General features: G+C 55.0%; 37 protein-coding genes. 22 read left to right on the forward strand and 15 right to left on the reverse strand.

From position 1 onward, the window contains the following. Positions 1-22 precede the first annotated feature (22 nt). The 6 genes from OZ428_RS33695 (at position 23) to OZ428_RS33720 (ending at position 3,579) form a co-directional block, all read left to right on the forward strand. A complete protein-coding gene (locus tag OZ428_RS33695) occupies positions 23-265 on the forward strand; it encodes a hypothetical protein (RefSeq protein ID WP_269134402.1) in 243 nt (80 codons plus the stop codon). A 1-nt stretch (position 266) separates the two neighbouring features. Further along, entirely contained in the window at positions 267-1,136 is an 870-nt protein-coding gene (locus OZ428_RS33700) for a hypothetical protein (protein WP_269134403.1), read from the forward strand. Between the two features lie 82 nt (positions 1,137-1,218). Continuing rightward, the gene (locus OZ428_RS33705) at positions 1,219-1,695 is read left to right on the forward strand and encodes a hypothetical protein (RefSeq protein WP_269134404.1); all 477 of its coding nucleotides are present in this window, start codon (positions 1,219-1,221) and stop codon (positions 1,693-1,695) included. Positions 1,696-1,744: 49 nt separating this feature from the next. After that, on the forward strand, positions 1,745-1,951 hold the full coding sequence (locus OZ428_RS33710; RefSeq protein WP_269134405.1) for a hypothetical protein: 207 nt from the start codon (positions 1,745-1,747) through the stop codon (positions 1,949-1,951). Positions 1,952-2,051: 100 nt separating this feature from the next. Continuing rightward, the gene (locus OZ428_RS33715) at positions 2,052-2,426 is read left to right on the forward strand and encodes a hypothetical protein (protein WP_269134406.1); all 375 of its coding nucleotides are present in this window, start codon (positions 2,052-2,054) and stop codon (positions 2,424-2,426) included. A 16-nt stretch (positions 2,427-2,442) separates the two neighbouring features. Beyond that, the gene (locus OZ428_RS33720) at positions 2,443-3,579 is read left to right on the forward strand and encodes an ADP-ribosylglycohydrolase family protein (RefSeq protein ID WP_269134407.1); all 1,137 of its coding nucleotides are present in this window, start codon (positions 2,443-2,445) and stop codon (positions 3,577-3,579) included. Positions 3,580-3,812: 233 nt separating this feature from the next. On the opposite strand, the gene OZ428_RS33725 is transcribed toward OZ428_RS33720, so the two are convergent. Both OZ428_RS33725 and OZ428_RS33730 read right to left on the reverse strand, forming a co-directional pair. Continuing rightward, positions 3,813-4,115 (reverse strand): hypothetical protein, encoded by a 303-nt coding sequence (locus OZ428_RS33725; RefSeq protein WP_269134408.1) that lies wholly within the window; start codon positions 4,113-4,115, stop codon positions 3,813-3,815. A gap of 239 nt (positions 4,116-4,354) precedes the next feature. Next, positions 4,355-6,223, reverse strand: a complete 1,869-nt coding sequence (locus tag OZ428_RS33730; RefSeq protein ID WP_269134409.1) for a hypothetical protein — start codon at positions 6,221-6,223, stop codon at positions 4,355-4,357. 204 nt (positions 6,224-6,427) lie between these two features. On the opposite strand from OZ428_RS33730, the gene OZ428_RS34540 reads away from it, so the two are divergent. Together OZ428_RS34540 and OZ428_RS33740 are read left to right on the forward strand one after the other, a co-directional pair. Beyond that, a complete protein-coding gene (locus OZ428_RS34540; protein ID WP_330914077.1) occupies positions 6,428-6,574 on the forward strand; it encodes a DUF4031 domain-containing protein in 147 nt (48 codons plus the stop codon). Positions 6,575-6,985: 411 nt separating this feature from the next. Further along, positions 6,986-7,240, forward strand: coding sequence for a hypothetical protein (locus tag OZ428_RS33740; protein ID WP_269134410.1), 255 nt, complete (start codon positions 6,986-6,988; stop codon positions 7,238-7,240). 215 nt (positions 7,241-7,455) lie between these two features. Here the strand turns inward: OZ428_RS33740 and OZ428_RS33745 are convergent, their stop codons facing one another. The 5 genes from OZ428_RS33745 to OZ428_RS33765 form a co-directional block, all read right to left on the reverse strand. Continuing rightward, positions 7,456-8,022, reverse strand: a complete 567-nt coding sequence (locus OZ428_RS33745; RefSeq protein ID WP_269134411.1) for a hypothetical protein — start codon at positions 8,020-8,022, stop codon at positions 7,456-7,458. Between the two features lie 241 nt (positions 8,023-8,263). Beyond that, positions 8,264-9,022, reverse strand: coding sequence for a hypothetical protein (locus tag OZ428_RS33750; RefSeq protein ID WP_269134412.1), 759 nt, complete (start codon positions 9,020-9,022; stop codon positions 8,264-8,266). Positions 9,023-9,155: 133 nt separating this feature from the next. Continuing rightward, positions 9,156-9,530 carry a zinc ribbon domain-containing protein gene (locus OZ428_RS33755; RefSeq protein WP_269134413.1) on the reverse strand — a complete coding sequence of 125 codons (375 nt, stop codon included), beginning with the start codon at positions 9,528-9,530 and terminating at the stop codon, positions 9,156-9,158. A 96-nt stretch (positions 9,531-9,626) separates the two neighbouring features. Beyond that, a complete protein-coding gene (locus tag OZ428_RS33760; RefSeq protein WP_269134414.1) occupies positions 9,627-10,511 on the reverse strand; it encodes a hypothetical protein in 885 nt (294 codons plus the stop codon). 81 nt (positions 10,512-10,592) lie between these two features. After that, positions 10,593-10,883 carry a hypothetical protein gene (locus tag OZ428_RS33765; RefSeq protein WP_269134415.1) on the reverse strand — a complete coding sequence of 97 codons (291 nt, stop codon included), beginning with the start codon at positions 10,881-10,883 and terminating at the stop codon, positions 10,593-10,595. A gap of 283 nt (positions 10,884-11,166) precedes the next feature. Here OZ428_RS33765 and OZ428_RS33770 point away from each other — a divergent pair, with 283 nt between their 5' ends. From OZ428_RS33770 to OZ428_RS33790, 5 genes are read left to right on the forward strand one after another with little or no spacing between them, the layout of a single operon-like run. Then, complete coding sequence (locus OZ428_RS33770; protein ID WP_269134416.1) at positions 11,167-11,529, forward strand: hypothetical protein; 363 nt, start codon at positions 11,167-11,169, stop codon at positions 11,527-11,529. A gap of 29 nt (positions 11,530-11,558) precedes the next feature. Beyond that, positions 11,559-12,566, forward strand: a complete 1,008-nt coding sequence (gene yejK, locus OZ428_RS33775) for a nucleoid-associated protein YejK (RefSeq protein ID WP_269134417.1) — start codon at positions 11,559-11,561, stop codon at positions 12,564-12,566. Positions 12,567-12,621: 55 nt separating this feature from the next. After that, on the forward strand, positions 12,622-13,155 hold the full coding sequence (locus OZ428_RS33780) for a hypothetical protein (RefSeq protein WP_269134418.1): 534 nt from the start codon (positions 12,622-12,624) through the stop codon (positions 13,153-13,155). Then, on the forward strand, positions 13,148-13,393 hold the full coding sequence (locus OZ428_RS33785) for a hypothetical protein (protein WP_269134419.1): 246 nt from the start codon (positions 13,148-13,150) through the stop codon (positions 13,391-13,393). The genes OZ428_RS33780 and OZ428_RS33785 overlap by 8 nt, the downstream gene beginning before the upstream one ends. Positions 13,394-13,445: 52 nt before the next feature. Then, complete coding sequence (locus OZ428_RS33790) at positions 13,446-14,531, forward strand: phosphoadenosine phosphosulfate reductase domain-containing protein (protein ID WP_269134420.1); 1,086 nt, start codon at positions 13,446-13,448, stop codon at positions 14,529-14,531. 437 nt (positions 14,532-14,968) lie between these two features. Here the strand turns inward: OZ428_RS33790 and OZ428_RS33795 are convergent, their stop codons facing one another. Together OZ428_RS33795 and OZ428_RS33800 are read right to left on the reverse strand one after the other, a co-directional pair. Continuing rightward, on the reverse strand, positions 14,969-15,841 hold the full coding sequence (locus tag OZ428_RS33795; protein ID WP_269134421.1) for a prepilin peptidase: 873 nt from the start codon (positions 15,839-15,841) through the stop codon (positions 14,969-14,971). Further along, on the reverse strand, positions 15,842-17,107 hold the full coding sequence (locus tag OZ428_RS33800; RefSeq protein WP_269134422.1) for a DNA methyltransferase: 1,266 nt from the start codon (positions 17,105-17,107) through the stop codon (positions 15,842-15,844). It abuts the gene before it with no gap. 135 nt (positions 17,108-17,242) lie between these two features. On the opposite strand from OZ428_RS33800, the gene OZ428_RS33805 reads away from it, so the two are divergent. The 6 genes from OZ428_RS33805 (at position 17,243) to OZ428_RS33830 (ending at position 20,079) form a co-directional block, all read left to right on the forward strand. After that, on the forward strand, positions 17,243-17,788 hold the full coding sequence (locus OZ428_RS33805) for a hypothetical protein (protein ID WP_269134423.1): 546 nt from the start codon (positions 17,243-17,245) through the stop codon (positions 17,786-17,788). Next, positions 17,785-18,435 (forward strand): hypothetical protein, encoded by a 651-nt coding sequence (locus tag OZ428_RS33810; protein WP_269134424.1) that lies wholly within the window; start codon positions 17,785-17,787, stop codon positions 18,433-18,435. The genes OZ428_RS33805 and OZ428_RS33810 overlap by 4 nt, the downstream gene beginning before the upstream one ends. A gap of 104 nt (positions 18,436-18,539) precedes the next feature. Beyond that, positions 18,540-19,046 (forward strand): hypothetical protein, encoded by a 507-nt coding sequence (locus tag OZ428_RS33815; RefSeq protein ID WP_269134425.1) that lies wholly within the window; start codon positions 18,540-18,542, stop codon positions 19,044-19,046. A gap of 2 nt (positions 19,047-19,048) precedes the next feature. After that, the gene (locus OZ428_RS33820) at positions 19,049-19,258 is read left to right on the forward strand and encodes a hypothetical protein (protein WP_269134426.1); all 210 of its coding nucleotides are present in this window, start codon (positions 19,049-19,051) and stop codon (positions 19,256-19,258) included. Positions 19,259-19,301: 43 nt separating this feature from the next. Beyond that, positions 19,302-19,490: a hypothetical protein gene (locus OZ428_RS33825; protein ID WP_269134427.1), complete on the forward strand. Its 189-nt coding sequence runs from the start codon at positions 19,302-19,304 to the stop codon at positions 19,488-19,490. Between the two features lie 55 nt (positions 19,491-19,545). Next, positions 19,546-20,079, forward strand: a complete 534-nt coding sequence (locus OZ428_RS33830; RefSeq protein ID WP_269134428.1) for a hypothetical protein — start codon at positions 19,546-19,548, stop codon at positions 20,077-20,079. Positions 20,080-20,172: 93 nt separating this feature from the next. Here the strand turns inward: OZ428_RS33830 and OZ428_RS33835 are convergent, their stop codons facing one another. Together OZ428_RS33835 and OZ428_RS33840 are read right to left on the reverse strand one after the other, a co-directional pair. Further along, the gene (locus OZ428_RS33835) at positions 20,173-21,099 is read right to left on the reverse strand and encodes a nucleotidyl transferase AbiEii/AbiGii toxin family protein (protein WP_269134429.1); all 927 of its coding nucleotides are present in this window, start codon (positions 21,097-21,099) and stop codon (positions 20,173-20,175) included. Further along, a complete protein-coding gene (locus OZ428_RS33840; RefSeq protein ID WP_269134430.1) occupies positions 21,096-21,668 on the reverse strand; it encodes a hypothetical protein in 573 nt (190 codons plus the stop codon). The genes OZ428_RS33835 and OZ428_RS33840 overlap by 4 nt, the downstream gene beginning before the upstream one ends. Positions 21,669-21,865: 197 nt before the next feature. On the opposite strand from OZ428_RS33840, the gene OZ428_RS33845 reads away from it, so the two are divergent. Continuing rightward, positions 21,866-22,150, forward strand: coding sequence for a hypothetical protein (locus tag OZ428_RS33845; protein WP_269134431.1), 285 nt, complete (start codon positions 21,866-21,868; stop codon positions 22,148-22,150). 15 nt (positions 22,151-22,165) lie between these two features. Next, on the forward strand, positions 22,166-23,323 hold the full coding sequence (locus OZ428_RS33850) for a hypothetical protein (RefSeq protein ID WP_269134432.1): 1,158 nt from the start codon (positions 22,166-22,168) through the stop codon (positions 23,321-23,323). A gap of 267 nt (positions 23,324-23,590) precedes the next feature. Here OZ428_RS33850 and OZ428_RS33855 read toward each other — a convergent pair whose 3' ends face one another. Beyond that, entirely contained in the window at positions 23,591-23,881 is a 291-nt protein-coding gene (locus OZ428_RS33855; RefSeq protein WP_269134433.1) for a hypothetical protein, read from the reverse strand. A 146-nt stretch (positions 23,882-24,027) separates the two neighbouring features. Here OZ428_RS33855 and OZ428_RS33860 point away from each other — a divergent pair, with 146 nt between their 5' ends. Next, on the forward strand, positions 24,028-24,675 hold the full coding sequence (locus OZ428_RS33860) for a hypothetical protein (RefSeq protein ID WP_269134434.1): 648 nt from the start codon (positions 24,028-24,030) through the stop codon (positions 24,673-24,675). A 47-nt stretch (positions 24,676-24,722) separates the two neighbouring features. Here OZ428_RS33860 and OZ428_RS33865 read toward each other — a convergent pair whose 3' ends face one another. The 3 genes from OZ428_RS33865 to OZ428_RS33875 form a co-directional block, all read right to left on the reverse strand. After that, entirely contained in the window at positions 24,723-24,983 is a 261-nt protein-coding gene (locus OZ428_RS33865; RefSeq protein ID WP_269134435.1) for a hypothetical protein, read from the reverse strand. 455 nt (positions 24,984-25,438) lie between these two features. After that, a complete protein-coding gene (locus OZ428_RS33870; RefSeq protein ID WP_269134436.1) occupies positions 25,439-26,029 on the reverse strand; it encodes a hypothetical protein in 591 nt (196 codons plus the stop codon). After that, the gene (locus tag OZ428_RS33875) at positions 26,026-26,574 is read right to left on the reverse strand and encodes a hypothetical protein (protein WP_269134437.1); all 549 of its coding nucleotides are present in this window, start codon (positions 26,572-26,574) and stop codon (positions 26,026-26,028) included. The genes OZ428_RS33870 and OZ428_RS33875 overlap by 4 nt, the downstream gene beginning before the upstream one ends. Between the last annotated feature and the right edge of the window lie 4 nt (positions 26,575-26,578).

Here is a 26,578-nt window from a genome sequence, read left to right on the forward strand (position 1 = left end):
CACCAACCGCATGGAGCACATCATGCTTATCGAAACTAGCCATCGTCTGCAGCGCCTGGAGCGCTGCGCCCAGGCGCTTCAACTCAGTGCTGAACCCGATGAATCAAAGGCAGAACTTCTGACTCACATCGCCGGCTACACCACGGTGCTGAAGGGAGTGGAGGCCGAACGAACCACCATCGAAAACGCCGATGTGGTGGCCGCCGTCGTCACAATCGACGAGTTCTGCGAGCTTGTTGAAAAAAACACGCAGTTGGAGAGCTGAAATGTCCATACCAAAAACAGTACTTCAAAGCGGCGCCCGGGCACTCTTCAAGAAAGTGACCGATTTGTTTCACAACAGCAGCACGCTGCAAGGCGTGGTGAGCAGTGGAGCGAAATCGCTCAGCAAAGAGTCTCCCGACAAAACATCCACCGCCGGCGCCCTGGTGGACATGTTCAAAGAGAAGGGCATCGAAATGGTCCAGGATAAACTCCTGGGCGAGGCCAAGTCGGGCGTACTGCGCAACCTTCTCTCGTCAAGCACAACATCCGGGGGGATGTTCAGCAAGGTTGTAGGCCCTGCTTTGGCCGCTGCAGTCGCTCTTTTGACCAGGGCAACCTCAGCACTTCAAGGCCTGAGCCCAACTCAGGCCCAGAAGGCCCCGGGCACCCCCCTCACCTCGTTGATTCAAACTACCTCGACCGCTCCGCCGGCGCCAAGCCCAGCTGCAGGCACTCCTCTGGCTGGACTGATCACGTCCGGGTCTACCGTAATTCAACCCGCGGTGGATCCCGCATACACCGCCTGGGCGAAACGTGATCGTGAATCGCTGGCACAGTTCACCCACACCGAGATTCAGCTGCGTGAGAAAACCAACATCATGCGCATGTTGGAAACCGACGTGCGTAACGATCCTCATAACGCCGAGGCGAAACGACTGCTTGGTGTTGCATCTCGTCAGTTCGCGGAAGCGACGGACATGCATGTGAAGTCGATCGATGACCGGGTCTCCGTTGAGCAGGCAGGTAAGCAGTTCAAACTCCCAGAGCGCTCCGGCGTTCTCAACGCTCCGGTTCCCGCTGATTGGAACCGGCCGAAGGAAGATGCGTACATCCCGCCGTCCTGGGATCAAAACGATGGGCCAGGACGCTAGTACAGTTTGACCCAAGTTGGTTTTCCAGCAGTGCGGTGGCAACACCGCACTTTCAACCCTGACATCATATTGAGGCGGAATTATGCGCAAGGAGCAGTTAGAGCAAGTCAATGAGAGTGCGGGTAACCGCCCTATTTCAGAATTCCCCCCCGAAGTGGCCGCAATTTTGGAAAAGGATGCCACCCTTAATACCGAGCACTCGATCAAAGACGCATGGCTGGTGTTGAAGGCTGAAGCAGAACGTCACGGATATGGCGCCCAACTCGTCCTCCCGTTTGATATGGAAAATCTTGAGGTTGAATACACCGATCAGAGAGGTATAAAGACCAGAATTTTTTCGGTGCTGTACGACGGTGGGACAGTTCACACAACACAAGACGGGCTCATGCTTTTCACGCCCGACGAAGACACTCCGTGGACGTCCAAGCCCGTGGAGGGGATCTCTAGCAATATGAAAGACCAGGCAGCTCTTTTACGAAGCTCCATCCAGTGGCACAAAAGGAATATGGAACCTGGTGTCGAGGGTGAAGGCCCTCAGCTGAACCCCGAAGGACCTTAATAGAACGCTTTTTGACGTAGCGGCATAGCGATCAAGCAGGAAAAACATCATGTTCTACGAGACAGTAAAAGCGGCATACCAAGCAGGGAAAGTTCGAGTTGGCCTCCCAGCCGTCGGTGGCGGTGACCGCGTCACCATCGAAGCAGAGGGTCTCATCGCTTGCAAGGCAGCATTTCTCTCCCAAGCAGAGCGGCTGAAGCTAGCCGAGCTTTCCAAAACCGAAGCGATGGCCATCAAAGCCAGTCAGTCGACGTAACAGAGAATAGCCGCCCAGGTTCACGCACGCCTCGCCATTGTGCGGGGCTAGGTCAGTATAAGCACACCGGGTTGGCCGAACTGCAATGAAGGAACGAACCATGCTGAAAGCTCGCATTACTTTGGCCGCGTCCGCGCTGGCCCTATTGTCGCTCACAGGCTGTGCCTCGAAGACACAATCAGTGAGTGCCAGCGATTTGTTGTTCCACTCTCTCGCGGGTGGACAACACCTTGTGTGGGAATACGAGCGGGTGTCGCTCAGCGCGCAACAGGCTTCCTCGTTGAGTGCAGCTGCAAGCGGTGACTCTCTGAAGCTGGCAGCAAAAATTGTGGAACAACGGGTATCGGCCAGTCCGCTGCCAGCCTCAAACCCGGTTGCGCTGACCTGTGGCAATCCCAACTTGGTTGTTATCACGTCGGAAGCTTTAACGTCGAAATACGTGGAGCGAGGTTGCACCATTGTACGGCAGGTCTAAGTTCAGGGAAAAATTCATGTCCAAACATACCGGCGATATCTCCAAAGCGCCTCGTCCTGAGTCTGTAGAGGCTGAACTTCCCAAAGTTGGGCCGGGGCGCAGCGACCTTTATCTGGACGCACTCATTGGCACGGCGATGGGTGATAGCTTGGGATTACCATTCGAAAACCTCTCCAAGCGGCGCGTTCGGGTCCTGGTTAGAGGCCGACTTACCCAGCGTTTTTTCGGTGGGTTCGGAATGATCAGCGATGACACCGAACATGCACTTCTGACCGCGAGGGCATTGATGGACTCACGCTCGGATGCGCAACTTTTTGAGCGCCACTTGTCTCGCAGACTCAAGCGTTGGCTGCTGGCGCTCCCACCTGGTGTGGGAAAGGCCACGCTTCTATCCATCATCACAATGTGCTTTCGATCCCCTGTCAAATCGGGTCGGCCGTCTGCGGGCAACGGCCCCTTGATGCGCGCGCCCATTATTGGCCTCTATCATGCCGGCGACCCAGTCACTCGTGATGCCTTTGTGGTTGCGTCAACGGGCATGACCCACACAGACCCTCGGGCCTTGTTCATGTCGGCTGCGGTGGCGGACATTTGCGCAGCATCAATAGCGGGTAGGCTTTCATGGCTTCAAATGAGCGACTTGTTCAGGAAGGCGGCCTATCGCCACGCGACCCCAGAATCACAGGACCATCTGGCCGAGCTTGAGAACCTTTTGTGTGCCCTGGACTATGAAGACGCCGAAGGTTCCTCAACAGAAAGCGCACTGGATGTTATTGGCTGCTCCTCGGGGATCGATGGCTACGTTTATCGAACAGCTCTTGCCTCAGCTTTTGTTGCTAGCAGGGCTCGTAGTGCCCGCCATGCAACCGAAGATGTCATCTTTCAGGGGGGTGATACCGATAGTACCGCAGCACTCACCGCTGCAATGTGTGCCGCCTCAGGGTTGTCTTTCCCGCGACGCGACATCGGCACCATTCGAGATTGGCCGGTTTCTCACGCCTATCTTGAACTGCACGCCCGCGGGCTATCCGAACGGCAGCCTTGCACAATATTGGAACCTAATTACGTGCTCCAAGTGATCAGAAACATAGCGCTTTTCTTCATCGTGGTCGGCCACGTCGGTCGAAGGATGTTGCCGCCATATTGGAGTTAAAAGAGAACCGCTCACCCAAATCGCTTTTGGTGGTTCCCTTCACTCCCTTGCCAGGCCGAACAACGAAAGAAGCTGGTAGCGAAGATCAGCGGTCGAATTAACCATGATCGTTCCTCGGGTTCGTCATCGACCGTTTCCCCGACTTACAGGCTCTTCGACTGTGCCTTGTTTTTTGATTGGGGGCCTGGCCGCGATCGATAACGCCTTGGGCATCTCGGATGAAACGCACATCTCTAACGCATCGAGGTACATAGCGGTATGCGTTGCTCGACCTGGAACCACTCCCCTTTCGGCTCGTACATCGAGAACGGCAAATAGGTGTCGTCGAGCAACAATTGTTTGAACGCTGGGATTGCCATGTGAGGGTCGAAGATCGCCAGATCGAGGGTCGGATGTCTAAACGCAACAACCCAATGCCACTTCTTATGCGCGCCGCGCCAATCGTCCCGCACCTTTAGCACGCCGAGCCCGTGAAATTGGTGCCATCCTTTCCAGCGTTTTGCCTCAGATAACAATCCTACACTGGAGATGGCCATGTGCATCTCCCGAGACGACGTCGAAAATGCTGCCCTTTGCGATCGACGTACGCCCAGTCCAATACTGATGAATTGAACACGCGCCTCGGCGAAGCTCATACCACTGATCATCGCCAGGCACGCGACGCCACAGCCATACGGATCATTCTCAGTCTGAGCAAGTTTTCGAACCCCGCAGTGCGCTTGCCAGTGGCTAGGATCCGGGATAAGCGGAAATGTATTACGGACGAATGACATCGTCACACCCTCTGCCAGCGCTCAGACCAATCCCGCTTAACCTCAGCGTCCATTTTCAGAGCGAGCCAGTGAATCATTCTGTTTCTTATATGTGCGTCTCTTAACTGCATACGGGTTGGCCTGCTGGTATAGGGCACTTCTGGCCATGCCACGTTGATCAAAACCTTCCGCAAAGCTATCTGCTTTTTGAGCCAGGCAAGGGCGCGACCAACTTCACTGGTAGCAGGGATAGACGCATTCCTGTAGCCCTTCAATTGGCGAAGATACAAATGATGAATGGTGGGTTTCTTCAACCATTTCGTCAGACCAAATTCAGCGGTGGCGAGCGATTTTCCCTCTATCCTGAACGAAACTATTCGGCTGTGACCGCTGTAGCAATTACCGCTGTAACCACTCACGCAATGGGACATGGCCTTTCCTTCAAGCCCCAGTTCATCAGGCAACAAAAGCTCAACAATTTCAATTCCTGTAGGCTCATGCAGAAGAGGACCAGGTAACATCGATACCCAAGGTCGATCGTCTTCTTCTGGGTTCGCTTCGTCATCCTTCGAAAGCTCTTGACTCAACCGCGCACGCACGTCGTGCCATTCGCCACTGATATTCAAGAGACGTTTGAGGGTCCACTTTTTTGCGGAATTGTTCCCAAAGCTCAACTCGTTGAATTCGAGGTCGTTGAGATCCCCGGCCCTCTCGCAAATTTCTGTCCACTGACTTGCGGACCACTCAGGCAAACCTGAAAGAAACGGGACAATCAATTCGCGGTGGAACATCCACTCAAGATCGCCTGGAAGCCGCCAGAAGAGCTTGTTCCAGGTCGACCACTCTGTCTTTCCTGTGGGCCGGCGATTTCCCAGTTCAAACCCCCGGTGCACGACACGAAGAGGAGATACCCAACCATTTCTTCCGATCTGCGTGAGGGCGGATCCTACGTGCCTCGGCGACACGCGGCCGGCGGACTTAATAAATGATTCCGAGCACCCATAAAACATGGCCAGGTAAGGAGCAATACTCTTTCCGTCGTCCACCAACACGCCGAGCGATTCAGCCAAAGCCATCCCCTCCTGAACCTCGCTTTCTCCACAGCGATACTCAGTATTCGGGCTGCTAAGCAACAGCACCGGCAGTACGACTGGATAGGCCCGAACCGCTTGAATTCTCCGCTGCACGTCTCCAGCTGAAATCCAGTTGTAGACAGTCGCAGACGGGCAGCCAACCCCACGAGCCACACGCAAAGCATCAGGATCGAGGAAACTGCAGAAACGCTTCAAAATTGCTGCACTCATCCTCATGTAGAAAGCCCTGCGCGGCCCCACGTAGCGCATATCCCGGGACTGGCCATCGTTCAGGCTCAGACCGACATCCGCGGCCATTGCCCGGTAGACCAGCTCCCCGAACGCTTTGCTATAGGTCGTAAGGCTGTCAAACGAGTTGACACACTCTATAACTTCCCGGCAAGCATTCTTTATTTGGCGAATTACCCTTTCAGCCCCGACCTCATCCGGATTGGACGACGGTAAGTCAATGAAGGCATAGCCGTATGTCACATGGTTGCGCCTAATTTTTTTTGGAATAAGTCTCCGAGAATGGATTCGCGAGCCATCGAACAGGTACACGACGTCCTCAATCCGGCAGGCGGCGTGCAACACCCCTTTGATCTCGGCCGAAACACACCAAAAACGATACTCACGGCAACGGGTAACATATCGATGTATAAAGCCATCTCTCTCGGCCTCGGCCACTCTGAAATGGTCCGCCCATGTTCTGGCAACAGCGGTGATCTTGTCCTCAGCCTGGTGCGCAACACCGCTGCTGCTCGACTCAAATTGCGAGGTGAGGCCGCCTAATCCATCCGTCATTTCTTGATCGCTCACTATCGGAAGTAAACACCAGGCAATCCACTACGACCGAGCCCTGATCATTAATTTGAAGGGCATCTACGCGCATGCGGCCACCGGAAAACAATAATAATTTAGTAAGATCGATTGTATATTATCGACACTATCAAATAAATTATTTGGTAGCCAGTGATGACCGTGTGCGTCGACAATATGCGAGCACGAGTTGGACGGATGGTGATGTGCCACCTGGTGGCCACAACTGACAAAGAGCTGCACGCGATGGCTGCAGCGATTGGCGTAGCCCGCCGATGGCACCAGGCCCCACCCAAGCAGGCCAGCCACTACGACATTGCGTTAAGCAAAAAGACAGATCGCGATCAATAACGGAGCTGTCGAAGTTACCTGGAGAGAGGCTGGTGCGATGATGATGCGCCGGCGGATAACCGGATCCATGGGGGAGCCACATGAGGCCTGTAAATGGTGCATGGACTATCGCCAAACACCTGCGGATAAATGCTTTAGGTAAACCGGTTTTTAGGCTTTGATTTTTACTATTCCATCATACTCATATGATGCTTTTTCAGGCTTGGTCAGCCAGCGGGCTCGTGATGAGCAACGACGTGCAGAGTGCGCACATCAAGCAAGTGGCCCGCTCTGTAATCGAGCCTTCCCGAACGAATCTCAAACTCAAGATCATCTGCATACCGCTAAGCGTTGAGCGGCACACACGCAGCGTTTATCCTCTTAGGACACCCCAGCATCCCGCGGGGGTGCCAACCCGATGAGGTACATCCAATGATGAAAGATGGCGTAATAGAACACTGCGAGGCCGGTATCAATACCGTGTGCGACACCATTTTGCTACTGACAGCGGCAGGTCAAAAAGTTGAGCACGCAGTTGAAGCGGCTCGGATTCTCACCCTGCAGTCAGTGAAAGATACCCTGGAGCAGAAACTCGGTAACCGAAGCGCCTCCGAGATCACCCACACCCTTGCGAAGGACCAGGCCCAGGTCGCCGCACCAGCCCCTCAACTCCAACCTGCAGGTTGATTTGCAGCACCGGCCGGAAGATCAGGTCTGCACATTAGGTCTTCCGAGCCGACGATCACCAAACCGCCTAAATTGCGGGTTCAACGAATTGATGGGTGAAGCAGACCGTCCTTTTTGCTTTGTTCAACCACCGGCCGCGTAGCGGCGCGTTACATGGCCTGGCGCAGCCAGGCGACTACACATACCAAAAAATACTACGCGGTCTGGGTAATCTTTTAGGCCGGCCGGGACAACCTCATTTTGGCATTGAAATGCGCCCAACTCTCCTCATCGACAGGGGAGACCTGCACCTGGTCTTCGTCGACAAACCAGAATGCATGCCGAGCGGGACTGCCAAAAGTAAAGTGCACCCGCGCCCGCCCTTCGACCATCTCAACCTTCATCACGACCACCTCAGGCCACAGCACTAGGGCGATCTCTGCGGCCTCGTCCAGAACAGCCTTTTCCATAGCCCGGGCACTGACGAATTTCGCCTCGCAGGCAGACCTACAGAATGCATCACTGCCGTCGATTACCACCTCAGCGACATCAGTGATCACCTCTGCGCACAAGGAGCAGTGAGCCTTGATTCCATGCTCCACCTTAGCCAACAAAGGAATTCGGCCTGATTGGGCATATTCATCAGCCCAGGGTGCGCGCTTGCATTCAACGGGTGCGTCAGAACTTGAACAGATCAATGCGGAGAGGATCTCCCGGGCCTGGCTCGTTGAAATGGCAAACACAACTTCGCGATGCTCACCTGTCGCCTCGTAGGCCAGCAATAGGCTTTTTGAATTAGCCATGGATCGATCTCACGGGACGCACCGAAAGCAAAGGTGATACAAGAATCTGGGATGAGAAAGGCGACATACAAACTCCAATAACTGCAATGGCAACGTGGGCGGCCCCCACCCGCGCTAATGCTTTTATGTATCCTAAAGCATATACATAGATTTGTCCGGTCATAAGGCCAATAGACCCTCGAACGATGTAGTGATGACGATGGCCAAGAGGGCTCAGTCTGACGGTGCAGCCATGCCTTCCCTATCTGGAGGGGTCGCCAGAGGGCATTACACCAGTAATAAAGGCCGCCCCCTTTAGCCCCTCGGTCCAGATGCGGAGGGTTTCTAAGGCTTGCGGCTGCGCAAGAACCTCGGCGCGACGTGTTTCCAGGCTGCGCTGTGTTTCATCCAGGCGCTGGGCTGGTGTGATGTTCAGGTCCCAGCCCAAGTAGTCGCGGATGGCTGATTTCATATCCGCCAGGAGGCTGGACACCTCACTTCGACGCCATTGAGCCATCGTTTGGTTAGCCCGGCGCGGCGGCTCGTCTTGCATCATCCTGCGCAACTGGGAGTAGTCCTTCAAATAGACCGCTTGACCCAAAACCACGCGAGCCACCAAGTACAGCTCCACTATTCGCAACTGCTCGGCAACCGTGTCCGCAGGCAGAGAAAAGTGTGTGCTGACAAGCTGATCGGCCTCTCGCTCCCACAGCCGGCGTTTCTGGGTCACGGCTTTCTCATCGCGGGCCTTGCGCTCTTTCGCATGTTCGACGTTGTACTTGACCGAATCCAACAGCGCAGCGGCGTTGGTCAGCAGCTCGCGTTGCTCGTGAGAAAGCTTCTCGCCAAGACGGCCGAGCAAAGAGCCGTTTTGGGTCAGGCTACGGAGCTCGCGGGCAGCAGTGGTAAGGCCGGTCTGCATCTTGCGCATGTCCTGGGCACTGAAATGGGCACCTAGCTCCAAGACGAGGTCTGCCGTGATGCCTGACGCCCGGGTCAGATCGTTGCGTTTATCCGTCATGACAAGATCGCCTTCTCGACTTCGAAAATCTTCGTGTGGTCGTCGACGCTACCGCCTTGTGCCATAAAACCGCACTGGACTCCCTCTTTCACAGAGGGGTAGACCATGGCGTTCGTTACAATCGACATCTGATTCAAGGCTGAACGCCTGACTTGTAAGCTGCCAGGGCCTGTTCTGCGCTTTTGCAGGCGTGAACACGATAGTCCACATGGGTGATTTCGGGATTCGAATAGTGCAGGACGAGTTTCTCCAGCGCTTCAACCAGCGTCGCTGTTGTCGGTTTTTCCGCACGTGCCGCATTCACAATTGCGACGATGAATGCCGGCGACACATCGTTGAGTGTGTGCGCTTGGTCATCCGCCGGCAGCTTCATAATCTCATCAAGCGCCAGGATCCGGCCGGCAGTGTTGTCCTCGTAGCCGCATTTCGGGCAGCCCTGGTTGTCGATCGGTAGAACCTGGGCACAGCCCGGGCACACCACCGATTGGAGAGTGATCATTTCCGTCATTGCGCATTGCTCCTACAATTCTCGGGAAAAAGCCCTGTTTTTACGCCCTCGGCCCCGGCACTAGCCGAGGCTTGCGGCGCACCTGAGCAACCTTTCCTATATGGGGTCGGCACCACACTCAGGGCAGCGACTACCGTACTTATCAGGATGGTCCTGATAACCGCACGACTCGCAGATTGGGACATTACGCTGTAGACCCAATTGCGCGGCCAACTCGTTGACCATCTGCAACGCGTGATGGACCTGGAGATTGTCGTCTGCGGTCACTTCAATACCAAACGCACTGACAAACTCGATCCAACCCTCTTGTACCGCCCCATCGATAACACGCTTCACACTAAACCCGGACTCACCCGACTCGCAGAAAGCTTTATCAATTTCAATGGGGTCCGTGCTATCGGAAAGAAGCACGACTTCACCCACAACAACGGAAACGCTGCAACCGACTTCAATTAAGCTCTCGGCAGCGGCTATTATAATTTTTTGCTCGTTATTTCTGCGGGCATCTAAGTCCGTGTTGATTTTCCCTAACGCAACGACTGGGGTGGCTGGGGTTATCAGCCCCAACCGAACACCGGCATCGCGGACCAATAGAATGTCGTCGTCATAGCCCCACGGGTTCTCCATCCCATTGTCCATTACGGGCTGGAAGTAGCCATAGCGCATTTCCGATCCGGTGAGTACATGCTTGCCAATTGCGCCGACCAACCATTTGAGCGTCCCCCCGTGCGAAAAGCCGTACCAGGATCCTTCCTTGGCCACGTTTATACGCTGGCCGGTGTAATTGTCGTGGAACCAGACAATGGTGCCCCGGCCGTTCATGGTCAGGTAGCCATCATGGCCGGCGCCAGTGTTGCGGAAGAAGTTGCGCCCGCAGCTGGCAACTACCTGCAGGAACTCATTGGCGTTGATGCAGCGCTCCAGGCGAAGCTGGCTTAGGGTAGGTTTCTTTACCGATGCGGATGTTGTGCTGGGGTTCATGGGATTCATTTCCGTGATGACTTAAGTTGGTGACCCAGCGGTTTAGTGCTGAGCTTGGGTCACCTGGCGGGATGGCAGTTTTTAGAGATCAAGAAAGACCGGTGTATTGATGCTCTCTTGCAGCTGTGCAGGAGTTTCACCATCCCAGTGACCGTCGGCGCTGTGATACGCCCGGGGATCGAAGTCATACGCACAATCAACTTCAGGCGCCCCATTCAGACCAATTGCAGCGCCGACGACACAGCCGTTTTCGAGAATCGCTACAGAACCAGCACCAATCAGCAGGGCCTTACCTGGATTCGATTCAAGCAACTGCCGATACACCTCCAGCACCTGCTTGAACTGCATAACCTCATTCATCGCCACCGCCATCGCCCTCCAGTGAAATTAATCGTCTCTACAGTTTAGTATCGTTCTGTTTAACAGAACTTGTAAAGCCCTTTTTGACTCCTCCTCCCTTCGAAACGCCCACCCAAAATCAAATGCTATGCCGGTTCCAAACTGACGCATCAACGGCCGTCAAAAATCTCCTTTTGCAATTGCAATAGGATAACAGAGTATCTATAGTTTGATGGTGTAGAGATGATATTTGAAAAATCGAAAGAAATACCCGGGCAGATCTTGGCCAACACCTCAAACTGATGAGCAAAACCTCATGAAAGCCTTTATTCCACTCGTCATCCTCTTTGTTTGCGCGGTGTCCGCCAATGCGCAGGCAGAAACGTACACCCCGTCATCGCAACTTGAAGACTTGGCGTTGCAATACGCTCAAGCGCGCTGCGGAGAGATCCAGGCCGGTACGGGGGAAGTCCGGGCGAACAACAACGACAAACTTCACTGCCAGTATTTGCAGGAAATGCTTGTGTCCCCCTGCAGCAATCAGGGCGCCTGTATCGAATTTGGGGCTTGGGCTAATCAACTGAATCCTGCCATTTCGCCGAATGACCGAAACTTCGATGCACTCCTGAAGCAACGCGGGACTGACTTCCGTCGCTCCCTTTCCCCACGCAAACGCTAATGGCGGCTTTCGCCTCCTAAGGAACCCCTATGCCTCTTCGTCACGCAATCGTCCACCTGATCGACAAGAAACCCGACGGCACGCCGGCGGTACTGCACGCCGCGTCCAGCGAGCTGGTTGAAAGCCAGGCGACAGAAAACCTGTTAAGTGACCTCAACGAAAGCTACAACGCTAAACAAGGCAAGGCCTGGGGCTTTTTCCATGCTGAGTCCGGTGCACACCCCTTCAGCGGCTGGCTTAAGGAGTACCTGGCACAGACCACCGATTTCACTGAATTCAGTAAAATCGCAGTCGAGCATCTGCAAAAATTGATGGAGGAATCCAACCTCTCCACCGGCGGCCATGTGCTGTTTGCCCACTATCAACAAGGCATGACCGACTACCTGGCCATCGCCCTGCTGCACCACAGCGAAGGCGTCGCGGTAACCGACCAACTGGACGTCACGCCGTCGCGCCATCTTGATCTTGGCCAACTGCACCTGGCAGCGCGGATCAACGTCTCCGAATGGCAAAACAACAAGCAATCCAAGCAGTACATCTCGTTTATCAAGGGCAAGAACGGCAAGAAGGTCTCGGAGTACTTCCGCGACTTTATCGGCTGCCAGGAAGGCGTCGACGGTCCGGGCGAGACCCGCACATTGCTCAAGGCCTTCAGCGACTTCGTCGAGAGCGAAGACCTGCCGGACGAATCCGCCCGCGAAAAGACAAAGACCCTGGTGGACTACGCCAGCAGCCAGGCCAAGCTCGGCGAGCCGATGGGCCTGGAAGAGCTGTCCGGGTTGATCGATGAAGATCGACCAAAAGCCTTCTACGATCACATCCGCAACAAGGACTACGGCCTGTCGCCGGAGATTCCGGCGGATAAACGCACCCTCAACCAGTTCCTCCGATTCACAGGGCGAACCAATGGTTTATCGCTCAGTTTCGAGGCGCACCTGCTGGGTGACACCATCCAGTTCAACGAAGAAGGGGGGACCTTGACCCTGCGCAACTTGCCGACGCAATTGATCGACCAGCTGCGCCGCGCGAAGGCCTAATTTGAGCGCTCCAGCCAAGGAGCGCATCTCTCTAACAATCCGAAGTGGTGAAACTATGGGTATCTCAGTTGGGGGAGTAGTCCTCAATCAGCGCCAACTCGACGCGATCACGCCGGTCATGAATGACCTCCTTCAGGGCAAAGTGAAGCAGTCCAAGTTTGAAGCAGCGTGTATCACTGCCATGAAGGATGCAGGGTGTCCGGTCGGCTACGACCAGGGCCTGGATAAATCGTTGTCCATTGACGATCGTGCTCGACGCTGGATCGTTGACGGACAAGTTGGAATGTCATCGAAAGCCATTTGGGCGCACATGACAGGCACCCCAAGTGAGTGTATGTCCGCCCCCTCTGATCCCGACGATCTGAACCGCTGCCTTCTGTTGCTGGACCTGGTCCCGGAGTGGACGGAACGCATGGGCGAAATGGCTACGCACGGTAAAAAGTGGGAGGCGCTTGCGCCTATTTGGGCCGACCTCACAAACACCTTCCTTGCAGAAGTGGGTCTTGACTGGTGCAAGGGCAATTCAGCACCTGAAACATACCAGATGATGAGATCCGCTTTAGCGGGCCAGGGGGTTAAGCGTGGCTAATTCTCAAAGCAAAGCAGAATTCAACCCTTCAAATGAACCCCAGCGTGCGTTCCCATGGCAGTACGGCGGCGTGAACTTCCGCTCCCGCGGCGAACTTGAGCGCACCGTCGAACAACTGGCCAACGGTCCAACCCGGCAACATGCAAAGGCAGCAGCCGATCTGGCACATGAGGCGCAAGCCGCGCGCGTGATCAGCCGCGACCAGGCCACGGATCTGAAGTCAAGGCTACACCTGTGAACGCCCGGCGTCAGTCCAAGCGGTAACCCCCCACGATTAGAGGGAAGCGTACATGTCTGCACACTTCATTGATGACCGTTTTGTTTTGCCACACCTGCGAGGACTGGCCGGGGTAAGTGCCCACACAGGAAAGACCTACTTCTCGGCCGCGGAAGTTGACCTTGATAGCTATGATTCGATCATCGTGTGCCTATCCAGCGGCAAAGACTCAATCGCGTGTCACCTCCGCCTGCTTGAGTTGGGCGTCGACTTGTCCAGGGTTGAGTTCTGGCACCACGACGTCGATGGGAATGAAGGCAGTCAACTCATGGACTGGGCATTCATGCGCGACTACACCCGCAAGCTTGCTGAGGCACTGAACGTCCCGCTGTATTTCTCTTGGCTCGACGGCGGTTTCGAAGGAGAAATGCTGAAAGAGCAGAGTTATAGCCGTCCACATAAGGTCGAAACCCCGGATGGCCTTATCACCCTGGAGCGTGACAGCCGCCGCGCTCAACCAGGCACTCGCCTTCGCTTTCCTCAGTTGTCGCCTTCGCTGCAGACTCGTTGGTGTTCAGCCGCCCTGAAGATTGACGTCGGCCGGCGCGCCCTAAACAACCAATCACGATTCGAGAACAAACGCACGCTGTTCATCACTGGCGAGAGGCGAGAAGAAAGCTCGAACCGCGCGAAATATAACCAGTTTGAGCCCCATGCATGTGACCGGCGGACGGGTCGCCTCGGTCGAAGTGTGGATTCATGGCGGCCAATCCTTCACTGGTCAGAGGAAGACGTCTGGGCCATCCTGGAGAGACATAGAGTGGCACCGCCGGTGCCCTACCGTCTTGGCTGGTCCCGCAGCAGCTGCATGACCTGCATCTATAACAGCCCCCGGGTCTGGGCCACGATCGCCAAATATTTTCCCGAGCGCTCTCGGGAGATCGCTGACCATGAAGATCGTTTTGGGGTGACCATTTCACGGAGCCGGATCAACGTGATTGATCTCGGTGCCACCGCACAAGCCTTGATCATTGATGACCAGGAAGCGTTGCGCCAAGCCGCCGAGTCAATCTACCAGTTACCGGTTATTCTTCCCGCCGGCACGCAATGGCAACTACCGATCGGAGCGTTCAACGGAGAAAAGTGCGGTTCCGACTGAAGCACCGGAGCAGACCAGGTGCTTGGACGGCCGGATACACACTCACCATAAATTGGCCGCTGGACCTACGTCTCGCGGCCTTTTTTTGCCACCAACTATACTGACCCATAGCGCCCAACAACTATGGGGATCGAAATGAACAAAGTGATGTTCTTCCTGTGGATAGCGAGCCTCAGCGCCGGCATCCTTTGCACTCAGGCAAATGCAGAAACGAAGTCCGCGCCCCGGAGCACTCCTGCTCCCACGTTCAATCAGCCAAACGCTTCGGTGAGACCTCAGTTCAAGAGTCCCCAGCAAGCAGTGCCAAAACCACCGCAAGCCATCCCCAGTCAGGGCCGGTTCGGTAGCTCAACATGGAACCAGGTTGAACCTGTTCCAGAGGGCACGACTCGCTTCGGGAGCCCTCCACTTGATCCGCCCAAGAAAGGACAGACGCCCTAATTCAAAAGCGTCGTAGCAACCTCACGGACGAAATGCCCCCACATCAGCGTGATCCAGCCCATCACCGCCAGACAAGGGCCGAAGGGCATCATCCTGCTCGCGCCGTTACTGTTACTCCCTGGGTTCAACGCTTGGAGGGCGAAGAACGCACAGCCAAGCAGGCAGGCGCCGTATAAGATGACGGGCACCAGCTGCCAGCCACACCAGGCCCCCAACGCGGCGAGCAATTTGAAGTCCCCATGCCCCATCGCCTGCTTGCCGCTGAGTCGCGTAAATACCGCGCTGATTGACCACAATCCGGCATACCCAATCACTGTGCCCCATAATGCGTCGTCCAACGTGGCGAACCCACCCTTGGAGTTGAGTACAAGCCCAATCCAAAGCAGCGGCTGTACCAGGCAATCAGGGATCAGCTGGTGTTTCGAATCGATCAGACTGATCGACATCAGCAGCCCTGTCAGAACGAGCAGTCCCGCCGTTTGGACGGTGAGTCCAAAACGCCATGCCGCAAAGGCGAACAAAATGCCGGTGACCAGTTCCACCAGTGGGTAACGGATGCTGATCGGAGTGCGACACGACGAGCACTTCCCTCGCAGAGCCAAATAACTGAGGACAGGGATATTTTCCCAAACTGCTATTGGGTGGTTGCAGGCAGGGCAGCATGACCTGGGAACCGAAAGATTCAATCGGGGGACCTCGGCCGCCGGCGGCAGACACAATTCGGCTCGGGCGGCGGCGGTCCACTGCCTTGCAAGCATCACCGGCAACCGGTGGACGACAACGTTGATGAAGCTACCAACGATCAACCCTAGAACGCATGCGTAGCTCACAAGCAGCCACAGTGGACCTTGAAATGAGAGCGTTGGCATTCAGAACTCCCTCCCGGCCCGGGCAAGTGCAGGGTTCATCCAGAATCCCTGAAAGGGCCTGAAAAGTTCCGCTCCCCCACGGAGATATTCCAGCATTATCTCAACGCATAGCCAACGTCGCTCGTTGAGCTCGGCCGCCAGGCCCGTAATGATCCGGCCTCCGAACAAGTCCACGACCAAATCGCCCGGTTCGGTAAGAAACCGAATAAAAAAATCCGGAATCGCCAACGGCCAGCCGGCACCATGAGTCGGGAGTTCAAGCGCCTGCAGCACCTTTCGATGCTCTCGCCCGATCGCGCAAGCGTGTCCCACCTGCAGAATATTGCGCGGTATGCGCCCTGCTGTGAGATTGCCAAAACTGCCTTTGCGAACTCGGTAAGCGCCATCGCCGTAGACCGCTTCGCGGTTCTCTCCGCCTTGGCGCATCAACTTCAGATGCCGGTCAGTGTGAGGCTCCAACACCCGACGGTTATCTGCTTTGCATTTAAGTGGATTACGCGCAAACCAGAGACAGGGTTCCCAGCACACGTTTAACTGATTACGCGCCTTGGAGGCCCATTGAATGGGACCAGGTGCCTTGCTCGGATTCTGCCAAATGACTCGATCCATCAGCGACAGCCCAAGACGATCCTCCAAGGCGATTGTTACCCGCTCAAGATAGGTCGATCGCGCTGGCGAGCGCTCCAAAAAGACGTCGTTTGAAAGATTCAGGACCAAAGACCCCGACTCAGCCATGCGGGGAATGATTGGCTCCAGAACCCGGCAAATGAAATCCACATACTCCGCGCAGGTCGGATTGCCATACGCGCGGGGAATTCGGAGCGGGTATGGGGCTGAGGTCAAAAGCAGCTCGATGGGCTGTTCGATTCCTTCGAGAGCTTCCGGACTCGTTCCCCACAGTGCCATCCCAAGATCGGTGCTGAACCCCAACAGAGTTACCCCAGGGCGAGCTTTGTGAAGGCCATTCCTGGTGCGTTCAGTCAGTCGCCAGGCTCCTCGAATTCCGGGGACTTTTTCGATCACCCCAAGATTCTTGAGTGTCTGCTGCTGCCAGCGAATAGCGCGCTTAGTAGGGCTTCGCAAACTACCGGCGGAACCAATGGGCATACGGTGGTTCAGCGTTGCCTCATTAATGCCGGCGCGTTTTGCGACCATCTCGTAAAGCTTGGAATTGGAAACGGGCGTATCGGGGTCATCCCGATAGGCTTCCATCACATGAGTGAACAAATTCATTTGCGAACAGGTGGCAGTGCCGATGCAGGACATTGCAAAATCCTTTGGGGTGAAGTTTTTGCCCGGACCGCTCGGACAGAAATCGTAATCACACTCTATAGTTGGTGTGGATAAAAAAAAAGCCTGCTGATATTCTTTTGAGACTATTATTTTATACAGGTATCAGCCATGTCTATCTCTGTAGCCACCCACCGCGTCAATTACGCCTACGTTTTGATATCAGTCATCATTGCAGTGCTCATGGGCTACAAATTTGGGCCTGCGTATGCCTTGGTCGGCCTCCCGGCCTACCCCCTGATTGCATTCCTTGAACAGCTGTATGAAAAACTACCCCAAGCGCTTCATCCCATCGCACCCTGGGCAACACTGTTCCTGCTGTTCATCTTCTCTGCAACACTGATGATTGTTGCGGGCAAAGCCATGGCCGAAACCATCAAACCACCCCAGACGAATGAGGCGGAATCGGTAAATCCATTTTCCGCAGGCGACGAGACAGTCGCCTCGGTTGGTCGCATCTACGTCATGTTTCAACAACAACTTGCAGAGCGGGCCGGCAACGCGAAGTTCGACAAACTCGCCTGGCTAAAGGCTATGCAAGATTGCTCAGGCCAATCGACAGAGCCATCGATCACCGAAGGCGCTATGGCGGAAATTGCCGCGTGCGCAGATGAGCGCGCCGCAAAATACACAAGCAGCCGGGCCGCTGCAAAATGATGAAAAGGCTATTTCTTGCCGGCGCACTCCTTGGACTGCTGCCGCCGTTGGCCCAGGGCGGTCCGCTCACCGCGAAAGATATGCCCTACCTGCATGTAATGCTCCTCCGGACACACGCTCCCCCGGAGCAAGTCACGGCGGAGCTATCCCAATTAAGCCTAGCGTCCAGTGGCAATGCATATCTGTTTGCTGCAGAACATGCTCAGGCCGAACGACTGCTCCAGGTGCTGGCCCCCATTCACCCCAAAGTCCTTGCCGATACCGACGTGAAGCCATCCGTTGCCGCTAACACGGCGATGGATGCGGTTGTGGATAATGGTGGCCTGCGTATTCGAACGAAAACTACGAGCATCAGTGACGGGCGACTGAAAATGTGGCTGGGGATCGAGCGATCCACTGCCGGCGGTGGCCCTGAAAACATTGTCGATCGAACAAGTGTGCCGGCCGAGATTGCCTACGGGGAGGCCTTCGTGACCACCACGACTTCCGGACTGATCGTAGTGGTCATCCCGGGAGCATTCGACACTGTTGAAGAATCTCCCGAACCTGATACCGGTCCACCCGCCGACGGCGGGAGAGTTGATCAGGCATCGGATCCGTCTCCTCGAATCATTTGGGACACCGCCGCCGCCGATGACGCCCAATGATCGAGCCCTGATCTCGGAACTGCCGCTGCACCATCGGCCCGCTTTTGCGGGCTTTGCCGGTATAAGGGCGTGATTTACACGTCCGCGAAGTCAAGGACGTTGCCATGACCGCAGCAGAGATAAACACCGACGGTAACGTTGCACCAGGAACGGGAATAGGCCAACTGCTGAGCGCGATTTCCCCAAAGAAGTCACCCGCGCTCTCGGCCAACTTGCATCGCTGGATGCGAAGTCACGGTCGCGCAGGAGATACCGTTTACCGCCTGAACGCCGGCGGTAAATTATCCGGACTCTACGCTGCTGGAACATTGTTCCTGGGCCAGCCATATGCTGATTACAGCGGCGATACTGACTTTTCAGGTGTTCTGCTAATGGGGGTGCTGTGCAATGGCTCCAGCGTGACACGAGTGTGTCTTGGCGGCGCTGCGCCGACGCTGGTCGAAGTCGAAGATTTTTGGGAGCAGTACAAGCAAGTAGGTCGGTGCGCTATCGATGTGAACCACACTGTCGGGTTCAGAGATGAGAGCAAACGGTTCCATCTTGTAGATGGTCAACGGACCTGCAAATGGTGCGCTGCGCCAGTAGAGAACAGCAAAGGGGTAAGCAATTGAACATGACTAAGGTACAGGCAAAAGCACTAAAAATATGGGGATTTATTCTTTGGACCGCACTGTGGTGCTGGGTTTATCGAAGTGGGCTCGGCGATCCGCCAGACGAAAGCGCAAACCGTCTGTTTTGTTTCGCAGGATGGTTTTGGCCTTTCGGAGTAGCCGCGCTCTGGCGGATCACTCAACTGCGCAAGAAGCAATTACGTGAATCCTGATCCCAGTCAAATCCTTCCGATGAATGCAAAGCGAGGAAGTCCGATGAATCACGCAATAAAAGACCTTGAGTCGAGAGCCTTGAGCAGTTCAGTTAAAGCCAGCTCCCTGATCCGCAAACTGGTGACCAACTCGCCGCATGCGTCCCTGGAAGCGCTCGAAGAGTGCGTAGCCGAATTGCAGTGCGTCCGAACAGAGTTGGCTGACCGAACCGGCCGTAGCGCACTGGAATAGGTAATAGGAGCTCCTGAAACACCACTCACCAACCTGAAGCCGGCGGGATCAGTCGATGTTCATCACGAAGCGCAAACACGAATCTCAGATCGCTTTGCTTAAAGCTGAGTTGGCCAGCAACGCCGCGAGCATTGCCCAACTTGAAGCGCGCGCCATCCAGGCCGAGCAATCAACACTGAAGCTGGTAGAAGGATTAAAACAGAACCTGCATAAGGCGTCTGCGTACAGCACTGCAGGAGAAGCTGCCTATGCCTACGCCGATGAGTTTGACGAGTGCAAGTCCGAGTGGGCAAGCGCTAACCAGGATCTTTGGGAGTACGCTGCATGCGGGGCGATTCTCTTTGGTCAGCAACATGCTGCAGATGCACAAATCGCCTTCTTCAAATTAGGCGCTTGTGTCCCCTACTACATTGATGTCGACAATCAAGACAAGGTGATGTCCGCCCAGCTGACCGATCCCGTGAACGGCGGTATCACAATCAAAGTCAACGGCGAGGACTTGAGATACCTTGAAACCGACGGACTGGAGCACTCCATCCAATGGTTCACCAATCTGGTCACATCTCCGCCGGGCTGGCTTGGTATCTAAGCCTCACAACGCATGCTCCAACGGGCACGCCGACCGAGAAAGGCCCGCATTGCGCGGGCCTTATTATTTGGTCAATTGCGTCGACCAGGACTGTTAGGGCCCATCAAAGCCAAGCCCCGGGTCACGAAACGCATCGCGCGCCAACGCTGCTTCTGGATAGACCTCTTTCAAACGTACCAGGTCCGACACCGCGTGACGGAGCCAGGCCGCAGCAAAGTTCGGATTTTTGGTAAACATCGAAGCCATCCGACTGTCAACAAAACGCGCCATTTCGCTGCTGAATTTGTCCTGAGCGTCGGGCGCCTGCATTCGCACGATCGCCGTGTCTACTCCGGCCAAAAAGTCGTCGTCTGTCCGGCCGTAATCCGCGACCTTTTGAGCCACCCATTCGTAGTTTGGCTTGATACCCTTGTCTGACAAAAACCGCACATCCCACACATCCCGGGCTTTCAAGTGCGTTCGAAGCCCCAAGGCGACGAGCTTGTCAGAGTAGATCTCCTCCTGACTCTCGGCGATCACAACGATGCCCTGCAGCCCTTGCTGATGCTCATAGGGGCTCCGAATCACGACCGGAGTTGGATCGATTGAGGGTACGTTGCACACCTCAAAATTGATGCGCTGCATCTGCGATTCCCAGGGCACTTTGATTTTGAACGTCCAGCGCTTGACGTCGATCCCATCGCCGAGCTCCGTATTGGGTCCGGCCACAGCATCGAATCCGATGCCATAACGAGCGTGCATTGCCTTTTCAAGGATGCTCGTCAGATGAACGACGTTCAGCGGCTCGGGAGAGCCAGAGCCGCAGACAAAATCGAGATCCTCAGACAGCCGCGTGCCGGCATAACAAGCCCTGAGGGCAGTGCCGCCTTGGAAAATCAAACGGTCCCCCAGATCTGAATTGGAAAGCGCGTTCAAAATCTCGTAGTGCAGTATTTCCTTCAGCACTACAGGCTGAGCCAATTGATTATCCGTTTGGCTCATCGCTTGCGCGACATGGTCCTTCAAGGTGTGAACGCTCAAAGGCGGTGCTCCTCAATCAAGTGGTCATAATTGCGCTCGTCTACCGGGCGCACGAGGTCAGTATTTCGTCCAATCGCAAGCAAGTCCGAAAGCGCAAGCTCCGGGGGGGCAACCCTGATTTGTCTCTCCTGGTCCAGTGTGGTAAGGCAATACCGCTCCTCAAAAAATTTATCACCGGATACACGATTGAACTCAATCATGCCCAACGGGGTCTCATACAGCGCTGAACGTCCGGTGGTAACGAAGGTGAAGCGGTTAGGGATTTGACTGATCCAGTCGACCTCATGCAGAACCGATTCCAGCGAAAGGTAAGACGGTGAGTTGGGACGCAAGATCGCCGACAACTGCACCAGCGCATGAATGGGCTTTGCCGCACGCTCGTTTAGATAAAAGCCGCGGAAGATCTGGCGAACGCCTAACAGATCTGCATTTCTGCCCAGGTAAACGTTCAAGGAGTGTTCCGCCAGACCGCTCAGTCTGGCCAACGACTTGATGTTGAACACCCACACATGCTTAGACGCAAATGCCTCAAGGGCTTTGATGATGACCGAACGGGTGGACTGTCTCATGTAATCATTACCTAAAATCCCTGTAGTTACATTATCGCATCACCCAAACAAAATCGACTGCGCTGTACGCTTAGACCCCGCGATTCTCTTGCAGTCGCGAAATGCAAGCGATGGACATATCAGCGCTGGGATCAGCTATAATCGGTGTATCTCGATGATTTTCAATCGACACGATATTGCCCAGAAAGAGGCTCTCCATGATCATAAGCAGTTACACCGCACAGTTGTGTCTGGATGACAATAAGGCACCGGTTTGCGCGATGCTCGTCCTGGATGGCCTGATCAAAACTGCTCCTGAGAAGGATCAGGTGATCACCGCAGCGCTCAATAGCGACAATCAGCTCACAATCGAATATGGCGACGAATCCATTTCGCTGCAGCAGCTTCAAACCGACATCTGCAAATCCCTTCGGGACGGGACGCCCTTACTCATCAAGCACGAGGGTTCCGGTTACGAAATTCTCGTGCCAGTGGCCTTGTGAGTAGGTAGACAAAAAATGCGTAAGCCTCAGAAAAATATTTTGCAAAGCCTGGGTGCCACTTCAGCAGTCAGTTATTGGCACGGCGAAATTTCGCTGAAACGTGCAATTCAAGCAGCTGTGGTTGCCGGTCTTGCAGGCTTGGCCATCGGCCATTTCAACGCAGATCACTCCACTGATCTTATGCAGGCTCAAACGGCACCCGGCAGCCTGACATTTCACGATGCGGGTATTAGTCGCATTTCCAACATCAACCTGACTGTCGACACCAGCCAGGGGGTGACCGGTTACTTCCAGCGAGATGCCTACACCCTGGACGGGGAGTTTCGCAAAGCACTCGAAGATGAAATCAACACTGTCATCGCTCAAGCCGAGGTTGCCGGCTCGTGGGATATCTACATGGCCGCTCGCCTAACACTGCTCTACATGAGTGAAGACGCGTTCGAGCGTCAAGTTGGCAATGCTACCCTTGCCTACATCCAGAGCAATCAGCACGCGGCCGCCGGCGAATTGCCAAGAGCAAGTTATTACACACGAGTGAAAGCGACAGAGATCGAAGCTGATCGCCAGATCTTTGCGATGGCCGACCAAATGGCGGAGGCTCTGCGGAACGGTGGTAAAACGCCGATTACCCGGCGCGCAGCAGAAAATGCACTCTTATCATTTTGCCATGACCCTGACCGACTGCTTGCGGCTTTCAACGTGGCCAAGGGCGCCGAGGAAGGCCCGCCAAATATCCGGAACATCCTTCCACTGGTTCAAACGGCAATCCAGGTTGAAACTACGCGCCTTTCGCTTACCAGCATGTCAGGGCAAATGCTTCGGAATACAGAAGTTGCCACTAACCCTGCCGTCCAGGCACTGACCCTTAGTCGCCGACTGAACATTCCGGTCGCCGTTCGCTCTTACAGCGGTGATTTTTCTGAGCACTACAACCAGGCAAACATTGAGCCCACAGAGCAGACACTCAACTCGAAGATCAAAACAGGATTTGACCTGAGCGATGGACTCGCTGTTACCGGCAGGGGCGTGATTCTGAACCAGGTTCCTCTTGATCACGAACGAACAGTGCACGTTCCTGAAATTCGGTACTCAGTGCTCAAAGTGATAGAGAACGAGAATTTGCTCGATCACGAAGACCCCTCTTACACCGCGGACTTCAAAATCTCGATGTAACCCCCCCCAAGAGGCCGCGTCGAGCGGCCTTTTCTTCGTTTGCCCGCTAAGTCGGCAATGCCGCTGTTTTGCCAGCATTGCCCCACGCGCTTTCACACCTCAAAATTCAAATTGTCACGATAGTTCCGGGAACCTTCGGTAGCCCCGTCGAACTATTTCGTGAATTTCGATGAATTTGTAAGCTACTCGGTACGTGTGAGCTTCCGTACATGACCGGGGAATGAGAAAATTGCGCGCCAGACAGACAGGACGTCCATCTTCACCGAGCTAGGAGCGCTCTTCAAAGAGGTCGTCAAGCAGTTCGACCTCATTAAAAAGAATGCTCCGCTGAAAATCCCGGCGGCAGGCGAGACGAACTGGAACACGCAATGGATCTTCCACGCATGGCTTGTCACACACCACTCCCTCCGTCGTTCCCTTGCCCATCGGCACTCTTACCCGCGTGCCTTTTGGGAACGCAGCGCCCACAGCCTTTGCCAAAGCGGCAGAGGCCTTACTGTGGTCACTTCTGGCCTTTTCAATATCCGAAAGCCGAGCTTCATCCAGGGGCTTAATCACTCAGCGCACTCCATTTGTTTTACTAACGCATACTCACGAGAATACACCTGCTACGGTCGACAGGCAAGGAGTGGTACTTTTCTCATGATGTGCTATTTTTATGCATGTTTTCCTATTGCAGTCTCAATTGAAGAAGGCCGCGTACAATGAAGAATCCGGCACTGACTTGGTCATTCCCATTTGAGCACGGAACAGCTCTACCAAAAGATCGGGATATCCACCCGAGTGAGTTTGATATTCCCCATGGTCACCAATCGTTGTACCCCGTAGTCGACGCAGGACGACAGCTCTACCTGTCTGTCACCCTGCAGGGAGAACCGGAGTACTTTTTGAGCCCCCGGTCAGGGCGCCCGGTAAACCTGGATCGAGAGCGCACCGAGAAACAACTGATTTCCGGCCTACTGGAAGGCCTCCCACCGCGGATCAACTCCATTACATTTTTCAGTCGGATCATGGTCCTGCCGGAATATTTACACGAGGCCGCGATCAGCTCCCTGGAACACCGAAGAATTGACACTATTCACGAGTCTCAGGCCGACTTGGTTACTGCCCTTCGCAGCATGAACAGCAGCATGGGCGCTGCCGTGCAGCGGTCGATGAGCATTGCAAAGATGGCCAGAGAGGTCAGTCTTGCCACGGCGGAGGAACGGGTTCGCCTTTGGAAGGGTTTTCGTAAAGACCACTCAGAAGCATGGATTGAGGACGCACGTCCAGTGGCGGAACGAATGATCCAGCGCGCAGAGCAAAAGCTGCGTGAGCCCCCTCCTGTTATTGAATACGACTTTAAGTTCTGAAGCTCGTCCTTGAGACGCTTGTACGCGGGCTCAGAAGGCAGCGGCCCTCACGATCGAGGGCCTGAAGTATCTGTCATTTCTTCAGCCGGTTCATTGGCAGAATAGTCCCCAGCCGAAATCAGCGAGAGGTTCGATTCGCTGCCTCGGAACGCTTGCTTGAACTCATTCTCAGTAAAGTCGGCCCACTCCTGAATCTGATTACCGTACTTTTCAACAAACCGATCCGACAGCTCGGCTCTGTTATCGTTGACCCACTCACGTAAAGACGGCTTTCTCATCATCAAACTCACTGTTTTGTAATCGGTCACCGACCCCAGTCGATGATTTAGGTGTATTGCTGCACGGGCGGCCAGCCTGGTACTGGAACCGTTTGGACCGCAACCCAGGCTCGAAGAGCCGGCGAATCCTGGATGACCGGTAGTAGCAACCTCAGGCGCAACGCACGATACTGTACATACATACAGATTAGGTGTTGATCATGGTTAACAGACTACCGCCATTCAGTCCGGTCACGCAGGACGAGTTACGCACAATCTGGTCCCACTACCCCGCCCCTGATATACGTCGCTTGGTGCTTGAGGTCGTGAGGTATCGCGCCGTTATCGCGGACATCGACGGACTCTACAGGACCACGCATCAAGCCTGGCGTGACAGTTTTGGAGGTAACCTGGCTGCATTGCATCTGCTCCAGCAACTGATGACTTCAGAACGCGATCGCCTACCTTAACGGCGACACGTCCCGCAACAGCCTGATCGTCGACCTTCAATGTCCCTTCTGAAAAAGGCGCCAGTAATAGTTTGCGAAAATCCGATCCACAACGTTTGTCGGCGGATTTATGTCCGGGCCTCCACCCTCCTCGATCACATCCAAGTTCAGCGGCACGTCGATGTTCCAAATCAGCGCACGCGGATACTTTTCAGTCGGGAGAATGAAGAGGTCGAAGCGCAACGATTGACCACGATAGCGATCCGCGAAAGACGTGAGGTCTACCGTTTCGTTGTTCACATTGGCCAGGCTGACGACCTGCCGGCGGCGACCTTCGCCGTCATAGAGATACACCAGTAGAAACGATTTCTGGCCTTTGTCGATGTAGCCCCGGTATGTCTTGCCTACCTCGCCCTGGACAGATCGCCCAGTGGACGCGCGATACTCCCAAAATAGCGCGTTGCCCATCATCTGGATGCGGTACTTCACTTCGGCAAGGCCTGAGGCCCTACCAAATGCCGAATCAGCGCCAAACCATCCCACAATGAGCAGGAGCGACAAGCAGCCGGCCGCGATCGATAGCCGCTGCTTACGGCTCCCCTCTTCAAAGGGGTTGAGAAGCCCCAATAATGCCCAGTTGAAATTCATCGTTTGAACTCAAGGCGATGGGAGTACTCACCTGCGACCAGGGTCACCGAGGAGCCAGAGACGTGTGCAATGACTGATACGGGTTGGCCGCCTGGTGCAGTAACGGTCATGCCAATGGCGGCGCCTGAGCGCACAAACCGGTCATTGATAAACGCGCCACCGGTTGTGATGCCACCAAGACTGACCGAGGCCAATTGGCTCCTCAATTGCTGCTCAGCTGCAGCAGCCTTCATAGCCGCCTCATCTACCTGCGGCACGGACGCCGGGACGAAAATATCGTCCAGCAATTCTAGGTCCGGCTCGGCGGGATCGTTGCTTACCGCCGGCGAAGCCATCGCTCCAGGTAAAGCCTGAGGATTACCCGTGACGGTCACACTCGGGGGAATTTCGTTGACATACCCCATGATCGAAAGATGAGAAAATTTGCTTGCAAGCGGTGGGGCCCCATACACGGCGGTCAACAACGCAATTGCGACCACTGCGCCTTGCATCAATAACACATGATTCGAAGTAATTCGGTTTCCAACCAAACCTAAACTGCTCATGTCC

This window comes from Pseudomonas sp. GXZC, assembly GCF_026967615.1.
In the GTDB taxonomy this organism is placed as follows: Bacteria; Pseudomonadota; Gammaproteobacteria; order Pseudomonadales; family Pseudomonadaceae; genus Aquipseudomonas; species Aquipseudomonas azotoformans_A.